The organism is Psychrobacter sp. Ps7 (assembly GCF_022129225.1).
In the GTDB taxonomy this organism is placed as follows: domain Bacteria; phylum Pseudomonadota; class Gammaproteobacteria; order Pseudomonadales; family Moraxellaceae; genus Psychrobacter; species Psychrobacter immobilis_A.
Genome location: NZ_JADQAH010000009.1, coordinates 65,507 through 84,632, shown reverse-complemented (window position 1 = coordinate 84,632; position 19,126 = coordinate 65,507). Strand labels below are relative to the sequence as shown.

At 42.8% G+C, this 19,126-nt stretch carries 16 protein-coding genes; 6 read left to right on the top strand and 10 right to left on the bottom strand.

The genetic code is table 11. The features are described from left to right. Positions 1–2 precede the first annotated feature (2 nt). The 6 genes from I3257_RS05200 to I3257_RS05175 all read right to left on the bottom strand — a co-directional run bounded on the left by I3257_RS05200 (position 3) and on the right by I3257_RS05175 (position 5,775). Positions 3–737: an ABC transporter permease gene (locus I3257_RS05200; protein WP_045453595.1), complete on the bottom strand. Its 735-nt coding sequence runs from the start codon at positions 735–737 to the stop codon at positions 3–5. 457 nt (positions 738–1,194) lie between these two features. Next, on the bottom strand, positions 1,195–2,106 hold the full coding sequence (locus I3257_RS05195; RefSeq protein WP_238049038.1) for an ABC transporter substrate-binding protein: 912 nt from the start codon (positions 2,104–2,106) through the stop codon (positions 1,195–1,197). Between the two features lie 102 nt (positions 2,107–2,208). Continuing rightward, on the bottom strand, positions 2,209–3,129 hold the full coding sequence (locus I3257_RS05190; RefSeq protein ID WP_238049037.1) for a transporter substrate-binding domain-containing protein: 921 nt from the start codon (positions 3,127–3,129) through the stop codon (positions 2,209–2,211). Between the two features lie 32 nt (positions 3,130–3,161). After that, entirely contained in the window at positions 3,162–3,962 is an 801-nt protein-coding gene (locus I3257_RS05185; protein WP_173936682.1) for a transporter substrate-binding domain-containing protein, read from the bottom strand. A gap of 311 nt (positions 3,963–4,273) precedes the next feature. After that, positions 4,274–5,071: an ATP-binding cassette domain-containing protein gene (locus tag I3257_RS05180; RefSeq protein ID WP_045443533.1), complete on the bottom strand. Its 798-nt coding sequence runs from the start codon at positions 5,069–5,071 to the stop codon at positions 4,274–4,276. A gap of 383 nt (positions 5,072–5,454) precedes the next feature. After that, positions 5,455–5,775 (bottom strand): hypothetical protein, encoded by a 321-nt coding sequence (locus I3257_RS05175; RefSeq protein ID WP_238049036.1) that lies wholly within the window; start codon positions 5,773–5,775, stop codon positions 5,455–5,457. 448 nt (positions 5,776–6,223) lie between these two features. Between I3257_RS05175 and I3257_RS05170 the strand changes: the two genes are divergently transcribed. From I3257_RS05170 to I3257_RS05150, 5 genes are all read left to right on the top strand, one after another. Further along, the gene (locus I3257_RS05170) at positions 6,224–7,525 is read left to right on the top strand and encodes a glutamate-5-semialdehyde dehydrogenase (RefSeq protein ID WP_238049035.1); all 1,302 of its coding nucleotides are present in this window, start codon (positions 6,224–6,226) and stop codon (positions 7,523–7,525) included. Positions 7,526–7,706: 181 nt separating this feature from the next. Continuing rightward, the gene (locus tag I3257_RS05165) at positions 7,707–8,477 is read left to right on the top strand and encodes a ribonuclease domain-containing protein (RefSeq protein WP_238049034.1); all 771 of its coding nucleotides are present in this window, start codon (positions 7,707–7,709) and stop codon (positions 8,475–8,477) included. A gap of 1 nt (position 8,478) precedes the next feature. Continuing rightward, the gene (locus tag I3257_RS05160; protein WP_238049033.1) at positions 8,479–8,841 is read left to right on the top strand and encodes a barstar family protein; all 363 of its coding nucleotides are present in this window, start codon (positions 8,479–8,481) and stop codon (positions 8,839–8,841) included. 96 nt (positions 8,842–8,937) lie between these two features. After that, a complete protein-coding gene (gene gltS / locus I3257_RS05155) occupies positions 8,938–10,212 on the top strand; it encodes a sodium/glutamate symporter (protein ID WP_045453577.1) in 1,275 nt (424 codons plus the stop codon). Positions 10,213–10,353: 141 nt separating this feature from the next. Beyond that, positions 10,354–10,602, top strand: coding sequence for a DUF2164 domain-containing protein (locus I3257_RS05150; protein WP_238049032.1), 249 nt, complete (start codon positions 10,354–10,356; stop codon positions 10,600–10,602). A 155-nt stretch (positions 10,603–10,757) separates the two neighbouring features. Here the strand turns inward: I3257_RS05150 and I3257_RS05145 are convergent, their stop codons facing one another. From I3257_RS05145 to I3257_RS05130, 4 genes are all read right to left on the bottom strand, one after another. Continuing rightward, positions 10,758–12,140, bottom strand: coding sequence for a hypothetical protein (locus I3257_RS05145; RefSeq protein ID WP_238049031.1), 1,383 nt, complete (start codon positions 12,138–12,140; stop codon positions 10,758–10,760). Positions 12,141–12,373: 233 nt separating this feature from the next. Continuing rightward, positions 12,374–13,630: a serine hydroxymethyltransferase gene (glyA, locus tag I3257_RS05140; protein ID WP_055123466.1), complete on the bottom strand. Its 1,257-nt coding sequence runs from the start codon at positions 13,628–13,630 to the stop codon at positions 12,374–12,376. Between the two features lie 458 nt (positions 13,631–14,088). Continuing rightward, on the bottom strand, positions 14,089–14,592 hold the full coding sequence (locus tag I3257_RS05135) for a chorismate lyase (RefSeq protein WP_238049030.1): 504 nt from the start codon (positions 14,590–14,592) through the stop codon (positions 14,089–14,091). A 65-nt stretch (positions 14,593–14,657) separates the two neighbouring features. Continuing rightward, positions 14,658–16,028 (bottom strand): GNAT family N-acetyltransferase, encoded by a 1,371-nt coding sequence (locus tag I3257_RS05130; protein ID WP_238049029.1) that lies wholly within the window; start codon positions 16,026–16,028, stop codon positions 14,658–14,660. 734 nt (positions 16,029–16,762) lie between these two features. On the opposite strand from I3257_RS05130, the gene I3257_RS05125 reads away from it, so the two are divergent. Beyond that, positions 16,763–18,982: an NADP-dependent isocitrate dehydrogenase gene (locus tag I3257_RS05125; protein WP_109592386.1), complete on the top strand. Its 2,220-nt coding sequence runs from the start codon at positions 16,763–16,765 to the stop codon at positions 18,980–18,982. Positions 18,983–19,126 lie beyond the last annotated feature (144 nt).

Sequence of the window (19,126 nt, the reverse complement as noted above, 5' to 3'; positions counted from 1 at the left end):
CTCTATCCTATGGTCGATTGACGGTGGGTTGACTGACGGCTCAGCTTTTTAGCGTAGCGTGCCGCTGGATTGGCGCGCCATTCGAGCCACATCATAAAACCAGTAATCAACATGGTTAAACCCAGATAAATAATCGCCGCTGCCATATAAAAAGTAAATGGCTGCTGCGTTGATTGGGCGGCACGTGATGCCTGATACATAATGTCTTTGAGACCCACGACCGATACCAATGCGGTATCTTTGAGCAACACCAAAAACAAATTGCCCAATCCTGGTAACGCAATCTGCCAAACTTGTGGCAAGGTAATGCGATAAAACGTCTGAAAAGGACGCATACCAATCGCTTGCGCCGCCTCCTTCTGCCCTATCGGAATCTCTTGGATCGACATGCGAAAAATTTCAGTCGCATAAGCGCCAAACGCGATAGATAACGCCATCACGCCGCCCCAAAAGGCACTGATCTCAACATATTCGTTATAGCCGAATTTTTTGAGAATCGTCATCAGCAGCATAGAGCCACCGTAATAGATAAACAGTACCAATAGCAACTCTGGAATACCGCGCATTGTCGCTGTATATACAGTCGCAATTTTACGCAGCAGCCAGACGTTGGACAGCTTAGCTGTGGCACCGAGCAGCCCTAAAGCCATGCCGATGACTAAACTGGTCATGGCAAGCTTGATAGTGACGGTAGCGCCGCTCAGTAGTAGCGCGCCAAATCCTTGTAAATCAAACACAATTATCCACTCAGTCTCTTTATATTAGCAATTTGCAAAATATGAGTTAAAAGAATCAGCATCAATCGCTGAGCGCTGCTGATAAGCGTATTTTATACCAAATAGACCTTGGTGCTTTGCGTCATAGATCGACGTCAAATCAATACGATTATTGCGGCGGAAATTGACACAGTAGAAATGAGCGCTGATTTTATCATATTCGCTGCCAGCTATGTTAATACTCACACGTAAAAGCAGTGCTTAAATAGACGCTTATCTTCTTAAAAACACATTAGATTAGTCATATTTTTACAAACCGAACAGTCAATATCACAAGACCGAACTATTTTTTATAAAAAACAAAAAAAGGATATCGCTATTGAAGCAATACCCTTCCTATGGAATGGAATTCAAATTAACCTATGAAAATCACTACTCTCACGGTTACGATGCAACAGTGCTAAATGTATTTGAAGACTTATTCAGCAGGTTTTTCTGTCGGCTCAGTAGTGACCGTTGAGCTTGACGCTGGAATCGCAAAATATTTTTGATTGATTTTATCGTAAGTGCCATCCGCTTTAATATTGACCAATGACTTATTAATTTTTGCTTGCAATGCATCGCCTGGGCGCACCGCGATGGCAAAATTATCATTGATGTCAATCTCTTGACCTTTGAGCGCATACTGACTGCCTGAGGTGGAGCCAAGCCATTCTAGCGCTGGCAGCTTATCAGACACCATCGCATCAACACGATTCGAGCCCAAATCCAAAAACGCATTACTTAGCGTGTCATAAAGCTTCATGTCAGCATTTGGATAAACCTTTTCTAACCACTGCGAAGAAATGGTCGAGCGCTGAGCGGCAATAGAATGCGCATTGATATCATCGCTATTACTGGGATCGAAGCTGCTGTCTTTTTTTGCCAAAAACACCAAGGTATTGCTAAAGTACGGCTCTGTAAAGCTGACTTGTTGCTCACGCTCAGGCGTCACCGACATAGCGGCCACAATCGCATCATACTTACCCGCTTTTAGACCCGGGATGATACCGTCCCAATCTTGCGCCGTGATTTCACACGTTACCTTCATATCGGCACAGATAGCGTTGGCAATATCAACATCAAAACCACCAAGGGTGCCATCCGCATTGGTATAGTTGAAGGGGGCATAAGCGCCTTCGGTACCAATACGTAACACATCACCCGTCGCTGCGGTCTCAGCGGCGTCTGGGCTGACATCATTATTTGCATCATTTTGACCATTGCTACACCCTGCTAAGGTTAAAAGCGCCGCCATCGCAAGCAAGGGCGCTGAAAAACGTCGCGCCTTGATGCCATTGATAACGGATGCGTTCGTGATTGCACGGTGTTGGTCAAAATGGTTGTTCATGATCATCCTTGGGGTTTGTGAGTAAAATAACACTCATCTCTATGAGTGAATATCGTCATACGTGACAGCCATATCAGCCGAGCACAGAGATGAGCTATGATATTAGTTAGTCGCCGCTTCAGCTGATTCTTCTTTCACTTCAACAGCATCATCACCTTCAACCACCATCACTTCTTTTACGTCGTCGGTGGTTGCCACGGCTTTTTGCGCAGCAGCGGTAGAGCTGGTGCCAAAATAGCTGCCTGTGATTTGGTCATAAGTACCGTTTTCTTTTAATTCAGCCAACGCTTTATTGAACTTAGCGACCAATGGATCGCCTTTACGAAGTGCGATACCCATGGCATCTTCGTCGGTGCTGATTTCTTGTCCTTTCACTTCATAGTCTTTACCAGCATCCGTTTTTAGCCAATCGATGCCAGTGACTTTATCGGACATCATTGCCCGTACGCGACCTGAAGTCAGATCCAGATATGCATTGTCTTGGGTATCATAAAGCTTGATATCAGCATCTGCATGTTCATCCTGCAAGTACTGTGAAGCGACGGTTGAGCGCTGTGAGGCAATGGGCTGACCTTTTAATGCATCGACGCGAATGTCATCACCTTTTTTACCAATTAAGATAATGCCGGTGTGAAAGTACGGGTCAGTGAATTCAACCACTTCTTTACGCTCAGGCGTGATCGACATACCTGCGATAATTGCATCGAATTTTTGGGCATTTAGACCAGGAATGAGACCATCCCAATCTTGTGAGATGACTTCACATTTTGCTTTCATTTGTGCACACAGAGCGTCGACCAGCTCAATCTCATAACCAATTAACTTGCCATCAGCATCGGTATAACTGAACGGCTTATAGCTTGATTCGGTGGCAATTTTTATGTTCATAGGTGCATCGGCTGTGGTGTCAGCTGCCGCACCATCTTCAGGCGTGGCGCTATTATTACAACCAGCCAGCATAAGCATCGCGGCACTTAATGGCGCAAGCCAAAACGCCTTGGTTTTTAATATTGATATTGTCATGTTTGCTATTCCTTCATTTTTCAATCAGAAGATTATTGACCAAAGTTCGCTTGCTCAAGACGTGCCAGCTCACCGTTACTACGGATTTCGCTGAGTGCTTTATTAAAGTCGTCTCTGAGTGCGTCACCTTTACGAACAGCAATGGCAATATTGTCGTCATTGTCAATTTCGTCACCAACGATACCAAAGCCTTCAGGGTTGTCTGCCAACCATGATTTGGCAGAGACTTTTTCCGCCAATACTGCATCGCTACGACCAGACTTTAGATCCAGATAAGCATTGTCATAATTGTCATACAACTGCACAGTATTGCCGTCTTTGCCTTCATAGTTATCTTGTAAATAAGCGCCAGGCGTGGTTGAACGTTGACCACCAAGTGTCAAATTTTTGATCGCCATAGGATCAAAACTGCCTTTGGTATCGGTCAGCCAAACCATCGTATTGGCAAAGTAAGGCTCGGTAAAGTCGACTTTTTCTTGACGCTCAGGTGTAATAGACATACCCGCAATCACTGCATCATATTTTTGTGCTAAAAGACCCGGAATAATACCATCCCAATCTTGAGCGACGATTTCACATTTGGCTTGCATCTGTTTACATAAGGCATTGGCAACGTCAATATCGTAGCCTGCCAAGCTGCCATCAGCATTGGTGTAGTTAAAAGGAGGGTAAGCACCTTCAGTCGCGATACGAATGGTCTTGCCAGCCGTTTCTGCTGCAGTGGCGTCAGTGTTGCTATCAGTAGTTTCATTAGCCGGTTGACTACAGGCGCTCAGCATCAATGCGGCGGTAACGGTCATCGATGACCACAATAGGCGAGAATTCGACATCATACATTCCTTAAATTCTGATGGGTTTTTAATGTAGGGTTCTGATATTTTGTTCTCTGACGTCCCTGCCAGACAAGCAATATAGATAGCAGAATACACAAGCAGCCGTCATTATCGACCACCTGTAAACCTTTTGATAATACCTGAGTAAAATATCAAAAACAAACGTTTTACATACCGACTGTTATTAACGAGTAATAAACGGTCAACGCTGCTTACTAAGCAGTAATTTTATGCTTAAAATAAAATGACGATAGGGTGGTAAGAATATTACTACCCCATTTTTGCATATAAAACGGATACTAAATACGAGGCTAGTTCTGACGATGCGATGCCATAAAGTCTTTGACACGCTCAGAGGTAGGATTATCAAAAACTTGCTCGGGCGTGCCAATCTCTTCAATCACGCCTTGATGCAAGAACACCACTTTGCTTGATACTTCTCTCGCAAAACGCATCTCATGGGTGACGATAAGCATAGTACGCCCCTCTTCTGCCAACTCACGCATGACGGCGAGCACTTCATTGACCAGCTCAGGATCTAAGGCTGAGGTTGGCTCATCGAATAGCAGCACTTGTGGCTGCATGGCAAGCGCACGGGCAATTGCCACACGCTGACGCTGACCACCAGATAAATTCGCTGGATAGGCGTCTTTTTTATCAAGCAAACCGACTTTATCGAGCAGTTTTTCAGCATCGCTAATGGCTTGATCTTTTTTAATCTTTAAAACCTGCGTTGGTCCTTCGATGATGTTTTGCAAAATCGTTTTGTGCGGCCACAAGTTAAAGTTTTGGAAGACAAAACCCACGCGCGCGCGCAAGTTTTCCAATTGCTTAATATCGACCGCTTGCAGCTCACCTGACTTGGCAGGCTTGAGCATCAGCTCATCATTACCGATAATAATACGACCTTGATTGGGCTTTTCAAGCAAATTAATGCAGCGCAGCAAGGTAGATTTACCTGAGCCTGATGAGCCCAAAATAGAGATGACATCACCGTCATATGCGGTAAGGGACACTCCTTTTAGCACTGCCAATGAGCCATAGCTTTTATGGACGTCTTGTAAATCTAAGGCGATAGGCCGAGTCGGATCTTTTGCAATATCAAGCATGGTTCAGCAGACTTCCAATAAATATGAGTGAAAACACGAATAAAAATAAATAAAAAATAGCGGCATAGGCAGCATAAATAGTATCAGCATCAATCATAGCATTATTGTGATAAGGCTATGATTCGTGACACAAATAGAAAAAATGTCATATTGTCTCTTATTACACAGCAAAAAGGCAAATCCTGTATTGAACCAGATGCTCAATCAGTGGTAAATAAATATTAATAAGACACTAAATAGCTAACACAAAAAAGCCCAGACTGTATTTACAGCGCTGAGCCTTATTTTATCACTTTCGTGTACTGGGCGTAGTTTTATCTGATTATCTAGTTTTATTCGCTTATATCATCAACTAATGATAACCAGTTAATCAAAGTAGCGATTTAATACGTTGAGACATGTTCTTCGCTCTCAGTGCCGTCCAGCACTTCGGCGTCATCTGCTGTTGCCACCGCCACATCATCATTACTACCCACTGCCATGCCATCATCGGCGCTAGCAACTGCAATATCATCGCCATCGGCGCTAGCAACACCAGTAGCTTCATCCTCTACTGCTGTTTGTGCATCAACGGCTGGAGCAGTTTCCATAGGCGCTTCTTCTTTCTTACCGCAAGCGCCCAATGTCAATGTCGCGGCAACCAAACCAACTGTCAGCAAGCTTTTACGCGTGGTGTTGTCGATAGTGTCACTTCTAATAGCCATTTTTATTCTCCATCATTATTTCATTTATTGAATTGTATTTGACGAGCAACCATTCGTACATGAATGTCTGCCCTTTAATTGCTTTTTGATGCACCGTTAAGCTCTACTATACGTATGATTAATGCTAGCTACCTTAGTAGTTACAACGCAGTTCTGTTAAAACCACGTAACCGAAAGTTTGCGTTTTTGCTTTCTCTGAAATGATGTTTGTATCATGAAGTGGCAAGGACTCAGTAATGGTAAAGTCAGTAAAATGACGCGACGACTATGCTCATAAACGCTATGTAAAGCAGGCACTGTTCACAAAATCATCTTTACTATCGCCTCAATCTCCTCTATGTTAAATAGCATAATACCTCACAGGTATCAAAATCACCTTTTGCCACATTTTCGCCTTTTTGGGCGCTTTCATTTGCTTAAAACATTTATAACATAAGGAAAATAATTTATGAGTCAATCGAATACCACAGACGTTACTGCGTATATGCAAGCTGTCGGCAAGCAAGCACGAGCGGCTTCTCGTGTGCTGGCTGCGGCAAACACTGGTGACAAAAACTCAGCATTAATGGCGATTCATGATGTGTTAAAAGAGGCCAAATCAGATATTTTGGCCGCCAATAAAATCGATATGGATAATGGACAGAGCAACGATTTAGAGGCAGCCTTACTGGATCGCTTAGAGCTAAATGATGCCCGCTTTGACGGCATGCTCCAAGGGTTAAAAGATGTCGCCTCATTACCAGACCCTATCGGCGAAGTCACTGACATGACCTATCAGCCATCAGGGATTCATTTGGGTAAAATGCGGGTGCCGCTCGGCGTGGTCGGTATGATTTATGAGTCGCGCCCTAACGTGACCTTAGAAGCGGCTTCATTGGCGCTAAAATCAGGTAACGCTATTATCTTACGCGGCGGCTCTGAAGCGTTTGAATCCAATCAAGCGATTGCCAAGTGTATCTTGGAAGGACTACAAAAAGTCGGGCTGTCTGAGCACAGTGTGCAAGTATTACAAACGACAGATCGTGCTGCTGTCGGCGAGCTGATCACCATGACAGATTATGTCGATGTCATTGTCCCACGCGGTGGCAAAGGATTGATTGAGCGTATCAGCCGCGATGCTCGCGTTCCTGTTATTAAGCATTTAGATGGCAACTGCCATACCTTTATCGATAGTGATGCGGATGCCGAAATCGCCATCAAGGTCAGCGTCAATGCAAAAACCCATCGCTACGGTACGTGTAATACCATGGAGACGCTATTGATCGACGAATCAGTCGCGGGTGAGCTATTACCTAAGATTGCCGAAGCCATCATCGCCGCTGATGATGCGATGCAATTGCGCCTTGATGACAAGTCGCAAGCCATCTTAAATGACAATGCTAAGCTTGCTGGACATCTGTCTGCGGCCACTGCTGAGGATTGGGATACCGAATATTTAGCGCCTATCTTAGCGGTAAAAGTATTGTCAGGTATTGACGAAGCCATCGAACACATCAACACTCATGGCAGCCATCATACCGACGTTATCATTACCGACAACTATACCAAGTCGCAACGTTTCATCCGTGAAGTCGACTCAGCGAGCGTCATGATTAACGCCTCTAGCCGTTTTGCCGATGGTTTTGAGTATGGATTGGGTGCCGAGATTGGCATCTCGACCGATAAAATCCATGCTCGTGGTCCAGTAGGACTTGAAGGTCTCACCTCACAAAAATGGATCGTGTATGGTCATGGTGAGACTCGCGCCTAACGTCTTATCGCTTAGCCTATCATCCACTCTCTCATTTAACGTATAATCCACAAAAAAACGCCAGCTCAATTGCTGGCGTTTTTTAGTAGTGTCAAATATGTTATATATGCGGTATTAAAACCATGTATATGGTAGAAATCATGCGGCACGATAATAAAACAGGCGATAGGAAAGTGGGCTTATGCAGAGTGGTAAAATCAAGCACTGGAATTCAGATAAAGGCTATGGCTTTATCGATGTAGACAACCAAAGTGAAGACGTGTTTTTCCATGTGAGTAAAGTGCGATTATCACAGCCGATAACCGTTGGTCAAAGCGTCTATTTTAATAGTGAGCGTAATGATAAAAACCAACTACGAGCCACTGAAGTCACTTCCAACGAATTGAGTATTTTAGCCACTCCAGACTCAAATATAACCAATCACTATTCAAATACTGGCAGCCGAAACAACCCTACTGATAATAACAAAAACCCGCGACACACTACCCGTGACAATCGCCATAGTCAGCGTGGCAATCAAAACAAGAGAAGCTTCGGCTCTACCCTATTTAGTTTGATTGCCCTTATTGCCGTTGCTGTTTATTTTTTTGGTGATTTGTCGTCTGGGTTTTTGACCGATAGTATTGACCTAACAGCGGTATCACAAACCTCATCCGAGACCCAGCCAGCAAAGACAAGCGGCGTCACGGGCGATGCTCAGATAGACAATACCATTGCCCTTATTCAACGAGGCGGGCCTTTTCCTTATCCTCATAAAGATGGCACGACATTTTATAATCGTGAGGGAGTATTGCCCACGCAGTCACAAGGCTACTACCGCGAATATACCGTGCCTACCCCTGGCGTGTCACATCGCGGTGCACGGCGTATCGTCACAGGTGGTCATCCACCGACCGTATATTACTTAACCGTTGATCACTATGACAGCTTTCGCAGACTGGACGTAAAATAATATGAGTAAAGCCATCCACTATATTAATCTGGGTTTTGACCAAGATATTAACCAAAAAACTACAGCACTAAATGCTAGCATGCCCGCTCAGACTGTTAACATACCTATAAACGAGATACTTAATAAAACCACATTATTAACAAACTTAGCCAATGCCTGTGATTTTCCCAGCTATTTTTCACATAACTGGGATAGCGCATGGGACTGTTTAACGGACAGCGAAGTGACTCACCTGATGCTGGATCTAACAGCGGTGAAAAAAATAAACACCGAAGATTTTAATGTTTTCAAAAGCATCATTGAAGATGCCTACAGAGATTTTGGCAAGCCGCAATTATGGGTTATTATGCCGTCCGTGGAATGATGCCTAGTCGCCAATCACCACACAAACCTGAATTCGAGATAAAACCATATTTATCCCGAATTCAGGTTAATTTATTTTTATAGAAAGGATTAATATATGGAAATTACCCTAAACGGCTATTACACGCTGATACTAGCCACTCTAGTGCTGCTGCTTGGGCGCTTTTTGGTCAAGAAAATTAAATTCTTAGAAGATTTTAACATTCCAGAGCCTGTTGCTGGTGGTTTGGTCGCGGCAATAGTGGTCTATATTCTAAATATCATTTGGGGATATAGTTTTAACTTTCATCAAGGATTACAGACGGCTACCATGCTGATGTTCTTTGCCTCTATTGGTTTGAGTGCTGATTTTAGTAGACTCAAAGCTGGTGGTACGCCATTGTTGATTTTTACCATCGTTGTGTCCGTTTTTATCGTCTTGCAAGATGTCGTTGGTGTGGCCATGGCAAGCGCATTGGGACTTGATCCACTACTTGGATTAGTGACAGGTTCTATCGCCCTGACTGGTGGTCACGGTACGGCAGGTGCTTGGGGTATCACCTTGGAGCAAGATTATGGTGTGGTCGGTGCAACGACACTTGGTATCGCCGTTGCTACCTATGGCTTAGTCGCTGGTGGTATCATTGGTGGTCCTGTTGCCCGTCGCCTGATTCAAAAGCTGGGGTTAAAACCAACACCCGCCAATCCCAATCCTAGTGACATCGAAAAAGTCGCTGGCGCGCAGTCGCTTTATAGCACCAAACATGATGAAGATTCGGCGAGTAGCAATAAAGAAATTTTCGAAAGACCTGATAGCATGCGCTTTATCACCGCCTCATCTACTATCGAAACATTGGCATTGTTTGCCGCAGCGTTGGCTTTCGCCGATGTCATGACGCTTGTTGCGCAAGGCACGTGGTTTGAGCTACCTACCTTCGTTTGGGCGTTGGCAGGTGGTGTGATTATTCGTAATGTCTTAACCACTATCTTTAATTTTGATATGTTTGATCGCTCTATCGACGTATTTGGTAACGCTTCTTTGAGTCTGTTCTTAGCCATGGCGCTGCTGTCATTGAAGCTATGGCAGCTGACTGATTTGGCAGGGCCTGTGTTGATTATCTTACTGGTACAGACGGTCATTATGGTTGTTTATGTCTATTTCATAACCTTTAAGGTGATGGGTAAAGACTATGATGCAGCGGTCTTGTCAGCTGGACATTGTGGTTTCGGTATGGGTGCGACGCCAACGGCGATTGCCAATATGCAGGCGGTCACGGATCGCTATCTGCCTTCGCCTAAGGCGTTTTTGATTGTGCCAATGGTTGGTGCATTCTTTGTCGATATCGTCAACGCGACGATCTTGCAGATATTTACTAAACTGCCGTTTATGTAATTTTATAAGCAATAAAGTCAAATTAACCTGAATAAGGCTGGGCTACGCTATCGTAACCCAGCCTTTTTATTGGTTATTCAACCTTCCTATAAAGATATGATTGAACTAAGCTAGATCATTACCTAGTATTGAGAGAATGATATGAGTAAAGACAAACTTATCAAGTTATCGAAGGAAGAGGAAGAAGCGCTGTTAGATAATTTGAGAGATTATATGAGCGAAGAGTTTGATTTGGATATCGGTAATTTGCCTGCCAAGTTCTTATTCGATTTTATGGTGGACTTGATCGGCTCTAAAATATATAACCAAGCCATCGATGATGCTGAGCCTTGGTTATATGAGAGGTTTATGGGCATATTAGAATACAGTCATGCGCTGAAGAAAGATTAGTTTGTGTTGCGTCAAAACATTGTCATTTTACAAAAAATGAAAGCTAGATTAAAACATAAGCTCAACCCAAATCTCAAAAACTACTACCAATTTTAATCACAAAAAAACCGCCTAGCAAACGCTAAGCGGTTTTTTTAATAGCATTTAAAATTTAGTTACAGCTTACTCTTTATAGCAGTAGCAGCTAGATCGTAACTATTAGATGTTTTACCTATACGCTGAGGATTATAATCAGACATTTTGATAACTAAGCCATAAATCTTAGTAATATCACCTAAATTATTTTTAATAAATTGAATAGGATTTTTTACTCGCCATTTTAAAGTTTCATTATGCTCATCAAATTCAATTAATTTTCTTAATGCTACTACAAGCGGAATTATTAAACCATCAGCATAATTATAGTCACAATCAAGACCAAAATACTTAGTTTTAGGTTGTTTATTTAAATACTTAGCATTCCCATTTTCAGCTTTTTTCGGATCATATTTTTTTACCACTTCCATACGACCAAAACTACCTTCATTAGTGTTATATGCTGTTGGGAACTCTGAATAAATTAAATCATAAAGCTCTAAAATTTCTGGCATTAAATTTAAGGCGCTTTCAATAGAAGCATTTTTCAATTCAAACTTATTACTTCCGATTCTTTCACCATGCTGATCTAAAATATCTTTGAAAGTATCTACACAATAAGATTTACTGTTATAAATTTTAGAAAGATTACTTTCCAAATTAGTTCCAACAATGCTAGATGGCAAAACACTCAAAGGTATTAATGTCAATGCTAAAACATCTGCTACCCGAATATTACCTTCATCATTAGTTTTCCACTGTATTGCCTTTGAAACACTTTGCGGTAATACAGCCTTTAGGTAGTCATAATATCCTTGATGATTATCCTTTGCAGCCTGTACTAACTCAACATTGTTGTTACGAGCATGAGTAATATTGCTGTGCGTTATACCCCATCCATTTAAAGAATCTTTATCATCGCCTTTCTTCGGATATATGAACTCGATAGGTATTAAAAAGTCTAATGCTTTTACAATTAATTCATCACTTGTATCGCCAGTCATTGAGACTATTTGATCAAGATTATCTCTCCATATTTTAATAACATCATCCCACTCTCTCAATTTCTGAACATCAAAATTTAGTGTTTGCAGAATAAATTTGAGAATTGCAAATGTGTTATGGCCACCATCTAATATTCCAGATTGTGCATACTGATTGTCATAGGACTCTATCCGTATACGACCACGATCTAGAACTTCACATTTAGAACATGAAATTAATAAACCTTTTGTCATTAAGTGGAATATTTGCGGGCTTTCTTCTAAAGAAGCAATGATGTCTTTAGTTACTTTACTTTCTCTTGGTTTTCTAGGGTTAGAATCAATTTTAAGAACATTTGATATTCTTGGAAGATCACTAGCTTTAATGAATCCTCTAACTGAATCTACATATTCAGACTTCGAGGTATCAGTATGACTAAAACTAGAAAGTTTGATGATAGGGTTTGAGTTTTTTAACAATTTATATCTCCTAAATAGAATTAGGAGAGGATTGGGTAATAATATTAACTTCTTTGGCCAATCCTCATCCGAGAATTTAAAATACTACTATCCAGTAGTGAACCTTTCATCCAAAAGGTAATTCATTAAATACTATTAAAATAAAAAAGTCAAAATATTTTTTGAATAAAAAACCGCCTAGCAAAAGCTAAGCGGTTTTTGTTATACAGCTCTCAAAAAGAGTCAGTTAAGACTTACTGATTTTTTTCGTAAACTGGTAACTCTTTGCAGATCGCTTCTACTTTACCGCGTACTTCAGTAGCGACGGCTTCATCACCGCGACTATCTAGTACATCACAAATCCAACCTGCCAAATCACCTGCTTGCGCTTCGTTGAAGCCGCGAGTAGTGATTGCTGGCGTACCGATACGGATACCAGACGTCACGAACGGAGATTTTGGATCATTTGGTACGGCGTTTTTATTCACAGTAATATGCGCATCGCCAAGCCATTTGTCCGCCTCTTTACCCGTCATTTCTTGCTTAACGAGGCTGATCAGCATGAGATGGTTTTCAGTACCGCCAGAGATGATTTCATAGCCGCGGTCTTGAACCACTTTTGCCATCGCTTTAGCGTTTTTAACCACTTGCTGCTGATAAGTAGAAAAATTATCTTCTAACGCTTCTTTAAAGCAAACCGCTTTTGCCGCGATGACATGCATCAACGGACCGCCTTGGTTACCTGGGAATACGGCAGAATTGAGCTTTTTAGCAAGTACTTCATCACGCGCCAAAATCATACCTGAACGTGGGCCACGTAGGGTTTTGTGCGTGGTCGTTGTAACCACATCAGCGAACGGTACTGGGTTTGGATAAACACCACCAGCAACTAGACCAGCAACGTGCGCCATATCTACTAGCAAATAAGCACCAACTTCATCAGCGATTTCACGGAAACGTGCCCAATCGACTACCTGTGAATACGCTGAAAAACCAGCAATAATCATTTTAGGCTTATGCTCTTTTGCCAAACTTTCAACTTGGTCATAATCGATAAGACCAGTGCCTTCGACCAAGCCGTACTGTACGGCATTGTAGTTCAGACCTGAAAAGTTAATGTGTGCGCCGTGAGTCAAGTGACCACCTGCGTCTAAGCTCATGCCTAGTACGGTGTCATTTGCTTCAAGTAACGCTAAAAATACGGCAGAGTTTGCTTGGCTACCAGAATGTGGCTGGACGTTGACGTACTCAGCACCGAACAACTCTTTTGCACGATCAATCGCCAATTGCTCTACAACGTCTACATGCTCACAACCACCATAGTAACGCTTGCCAGGATAGCCTTCAGCGTATTTGTTGGTTAGATCTGTGCCTTGCGCTTCCATCACTGCTTGCGAGCAGTAGTTTTCAGACGCAATCAATTCGATATGGTTTTCTTGACGAACGCTTTCTGCAGCCATCGCTTCAGCAAGTACTGGATCAAAATCTTTGATAGAAATATCTTTAAACATAGTGATGTCCTAGGTAGTGACTGTCATTGAAAAATGTCGTTGAAAAGAAGCTTATAGGCTGCCCACAATAAAACAATTACTGTGTCAACATCGCTCAAAGTACCAGCGGTACTTTTACGCTCAGTTTTATGGTATGACCATTATTGTGAATTGAGTCTATTAGCAAAGATAAGTAGGAGTAAGCAGAGGCAATAGGCCTGTCATTAACTTGTCCAATTCGGCAATAAACTCGATACGCGCTGGCATCAAAATCATCGCTAAACATTAAGTGTAACATGAAAATTTGTGCGGTGAGCGCAAAAAAACCTCACTGTAAGCTGAGTGAATTAAATGGTGATATAACGCAGATAAATAGCCAATAAAATAAATGGTTTACCGCTATCATATTGCTTCTAGCCTGTTGTTGGTCAGCAGAGTAGTAGCAATATTTATCTATTGACTGGCTACTTAACGGATATTTAACTGTCAGTAGTGACAAATGCTGGCAAGAAAGTTTCGCTGATCAGCAGCTGGCGACCATACCAATCATAACGTGTTTGCCGTTGCCAACCTTCAGCAGTCTGCTGGATAAAACGCTGATTGGGTAAGGTTCGACTGCGTTTAAATAACACATAACCGATGGGTGTGCCTTTGAGCTGCTGTAGACGGCGGGCGTGACCTTTGAGACTGGGTAACGGAAAGATACTTTGCGCGGCCACCCACGGGCGCGCGTCATTGCCATATAGTTGCGCTTCACGCACCCATGCTAGCATGGGACGATTCAGCATGGCACCTGTGACATTCAATTGTTTTTTTTGTGCCAATGACAGCAATCGGTAGCCCTCAAAGCTACGCTCCACGCGCAAGGGCTGCCCTGCTTTCACCTCCAACACCGCCGTGAGAGAGCCTGCGACATTGAGCCACGAGAGTAGCTCACTAGGAGGAGACAAATGGGTAGGACAAATAAAAGGAGTACTGGGCATAGTTAACGGCTAATAGTGACATAATAATAAAAAAGAAAGCGAGCGTTAGGCGTATTAAGCAAAGCCTATTGATTGGTATCAAAGGCTGGCATATTATCCGCATTAAAGGGCAATGCCTCAAACGCTTGCTGACGATACTGCGCCATATGCTCACGGTCTTGGGCGCAAAAATTGGCGATAGCTGGCACAAAACGTGGGTCATAAATACGGTGGATAGAGTGTGTCGTCGTTGGAATAAAACCACGAACCAGCTTATGCTCCCCTTGCGTACCCGGATCAAAATACTTAAGCCCTTGCTCGATGGCAAACTCAATACCTTGATAATAACACAGCTCAAAGTGTAAGCTGTCGTACTCACCCAGTGCTCCCCAATAGCGACCATAAAGAGTGGCATTTTCGCTATGGTGATTATCGTATAAAAACAAGCTACTGGCGATAATTTCTCCAGAGGCATCTAACGCTTGTGCGAGCATTAAGTGCTCAGACATAGTCGCTGCCAGTGCCATAAAAAAATCTATCGTCAAATAAGGCTGTTGTCCACGTACTGCATAGGTCATCACATAACAATGATAAAAGGCTTTCCAGTCCTCGTCAGTAATAGCATCACCGCATTTACGTTGGCAGATGATGCCTTGCTCGGCGACCTTACGACGCTCAGCGCGGATGGTTTTGCGCTTTTTGGCTTTTAGCGTCGCTAAGAATGCTTCAAAATCAGCAAACGGTTGGCAGTCTTGTAGCAAGTCTTTATTTTGCCATAAGAACTGACAGCCTTGACGTTCCAGTATCGGCACGTCAATTGCGGTTGATTCTAAACCATTATCTTGAGCGGCGAGCAAATGCGCTATATCAATATCAGTAGGCATAGATGCCGTCGCAATCTTTGCCAGCTCAGGCGTAATGAATAATCCATGCCAGCTTGAGGCGCCTACTTGCTGAGCAATATCATCGACGCCTGCGATAGCTGTCTTTATAATATCGGAGGTTAACGTCTCGCCTGTTGCCAACCAAAGCCGCTGACCCGTAATCGGTGTATAGGGCACGCTAGTAACCAGCCTTGGATAATAATCCACCCCATAACGCGCGTAGGCTTCTGCCCATGAATGGTCAAACACAAATTCGCCACGATGATGACCTTTTAGGAATACTGGCAACACTGCCACAGGATGCGTGACTGTTTGCGCAGCTTCGTTAATCGCAGAATGGTTTTCGCTATGGTTTTCACTATGATCAGCGTGGTCTATCGAGCTGTCGCTTTGACTATCTGCGACACGATGTACCAACACAAATATCGGCAACCAGCCTGCCTGCTCACCAATCGCGCCAGTGTCAGCTAACGCTTGCCAAAAAGCAAACGACATAAAAGGGGTATCGGGGGTTTGCCAGTCTGTTTGACTCTGCCAGCTACTGTCATTGAGTAATGCATATTGTAAACTCATAATACTCACTATTTATTTTTATATGGGCGTAGTTTTTTATACCTTGTTTCGTATATGACTAGCCTAGCAAAATTCTACTCAAACTCTGTCACAATTATGCTCTCATCATTTTCAGATATTATGGATAAAATAGATAACAATGCACTCTCGATAATAAAAGCTATCCCAATACAGTCATCTCTAAAAACATAGATGATTTGGTTTGTCAGCTCATTTCTGACAGAAGAGTAAGAATCACTTAGTCACGACTCATATCTATGATATGACTGGCAGTTTTTTGAATAGTGATTGTATTATTCATCGTTTTATGACGAATATTAGCAGGCAGTGTTTGTATAGAAAGGATGAAATTTTTATCGATGACTGGTAGAATAAGGCTCTTAACAGCTTAATGTAATTAAGACATATTAGAAACAACCGAAAACACTACACTTAGTTCATTATGCGATATTGACATCGTATCAGATTTATAATCAGTTAACTATGATGTAGCGTCCGCACTCTATTTTTAAGTCATTCATATGAGCAGGTCGTTCAGACAAGACAGTCAAACTGCCGCTTAACGAAGAAAAATTCTAAGCAGACTCGATGGTCTCCAAGAAACTGTGTACAAAAAGCTCGCGACACATTATTTAGTATCGTTGCATGATCCATTATTACATCAGAGCTGTATGGAATTATTAACTTATATTTGAGCCTTATTATTAATTACAACTAAAAGGAATGCCCAACTAATGTCTAAAATTATTTATACAAAAACTGACGAAGCACCAGCGCTAGCAACCTTATCATTTTTGCCAATTGTAAAAGCTTTTACTCAAACAGCAGGCATCGAAGTTGAAACCAGTGATATCTCTGTTGCTGCCCGTGTGTTAGCTGAGTTCCCAGAGTACTTAACGGAAGAGCAGCGCGTTCCTGATAATCTGGCTGAGCTGGGTCGTCTGACTCAAGATCCAGACACCAATATCATTAAACTACCTAATATCAGTGCTTCTGTTGGACAGCTAAAAGCTTGTATCAAAGAATTGCAAAGCAAAGGCTACGCTATTCCTGATTTTCCAGATGATCCTAAGACAGAAGAAGAAGAAGAGATCCGTAAGCGTTACGGCAAAAGCTTGGGCAGTTCTGTCAACCCAGTATTACGTGAAGGCAACTCAGATCGCCGTGCACCAAAAGCGGTTAAAAACTATGCACGCAAGCATCCACACTCTATGGGTGAATGGAAGCAATGGTCACAGACCCACGTGTCGCACATGCACAGTGGCGATTTCTATGCTGGTGAGCAATCTATCACTTTGGATAAAGCACGTAGCGTACGTATGGAACGTGTCGCTGAAGATGGCACTATTCATGTCTTCAAAACAGGCATTGCCTTGCTGGATAAAGAAGTCATCGACTTGATGTTTATGAGCAAAAAATCATTACTTGAGTTTTATGAGCGCGAAATGGAAGATTGCCGTGAAGCTGGTATCTTGTTTTCACTGCACGTAAAAGCCACTATGATGAAAGTATCGCATCCTATCGTGTTTGGTCATGCGGTCAAAACTTATTATAAAGATGCATTTAATAAGCATGGCGCTTTCTTTGACGAGCTAGGTATCAACGTCAATAACGGCATGGCAAGTTTGTACGAAAAAATCGCTGAGCTACCAGCCAGTAAGCGTGAAGAAATCGAACGCGATTTACATGCTTGCCAAGTGCATCGTCCACGCCTAGCGATGGTTGATTCATCAAAAGGCATCACCAACTTCCATTCACCAAGTGATGTGATTGTTGATGCTTCTATGCCAGCGATGATTCGTTCAGGCGGTAAAATGTGGGGCGCTGATGGCAAAATGTATGACTGTAAGGCGGTCATGCCTGAGTCTACTTTTGCTCGTATCTATCAAGAAATGATTAACTTCTGTAAATGGCATGGCAATTTTGATCCAACGACGATGGGTACGGTTCCTAACGTTGGTTTGATGGCGCAAAAAGCCGAAGAGTATGGCTCGCATGACAAGACTTTTGAGGCGAGTGGTTCAGGATTGGCTCGTATTGTCGATGAAGATACTGATGAGGTATTGCTTGAGCAGCAGGTTGAAAACGGCGATATTTGGCGCATGTGTCAGGTTAAAGATGAGCCTATCCAAGATTGGGTAAAACTTGCGGTACGCCGTGCCCGCGAATCAGATACACCAGTTATCTTTTGGCTAGACCCTTACCGTCCGCACGAAAACGAGCTGATCAAAAAAGTTCAAACTTACTTAAAAGATCATGATACTACAGGCCTGCATATTGAAATCATGTCACAGGTTCGTGCGATGCGTTATACGCTAGAGCGCGTTGCCCGTGGTCTGGATACTATCTCTGCGACCGGTAATATTTTACGTGATTACTTGACTGACTTGTTCCCAATCCTAGAGCTTGGCACAAGTGCAAAAATGCTGTCAGTCGTACCACTCATGAAAGGCGGCGGTTTGTTTGAAACGGGCGCTGGTGGTTCTGCACCTAAGCACGTTCAACAGTTGTTAGAGGAAAACCATTTACGTTGGGATTCATTGGGTGAGTTCTTAGCCTTGACCGTGTCTTTGGAGCATTTGGCCAGTCACGATAACAATGCTAAAGCGCAAATCTTGGCGGATACGCTAGATACGGCGACAGAAAAACTGTTGTTAAACAACAAAGGTCCTTCACGTAAAACAGGTGAAATCGATAATCGTGGTAGTCATTTCTATCTGGCGATGTACTGGGCACAAGAGCTTGCGGCACAAGATAAAGATGCTGATCTTAAAGCAAAATTTGCACCGCTGGCAGAAAAACTTGAGAGCAACGAAGCTGCTATCGTCAAGGAGCTAAATGAAGCTCAAGGCAAGCCTGTGGACCTGAAAGGTTACTACTTGGCAGACGAAGCATTGGCTGAACAAGCGATGCGTCCAAGCACGTTATTCAATGCAGCAATCGCCTCATTGTAATTGAGTCATGTGCTAATACAGCAAACAATTGGGCTTAATTTTCTTTACTTATAAAGACTTTTGAACCCAGTTAGGCAAAATAAAAACACCGCTTAGGTCTCAGACTTAAGCGGTGTTTTTTATGCTTGAACATAAGACAGTACG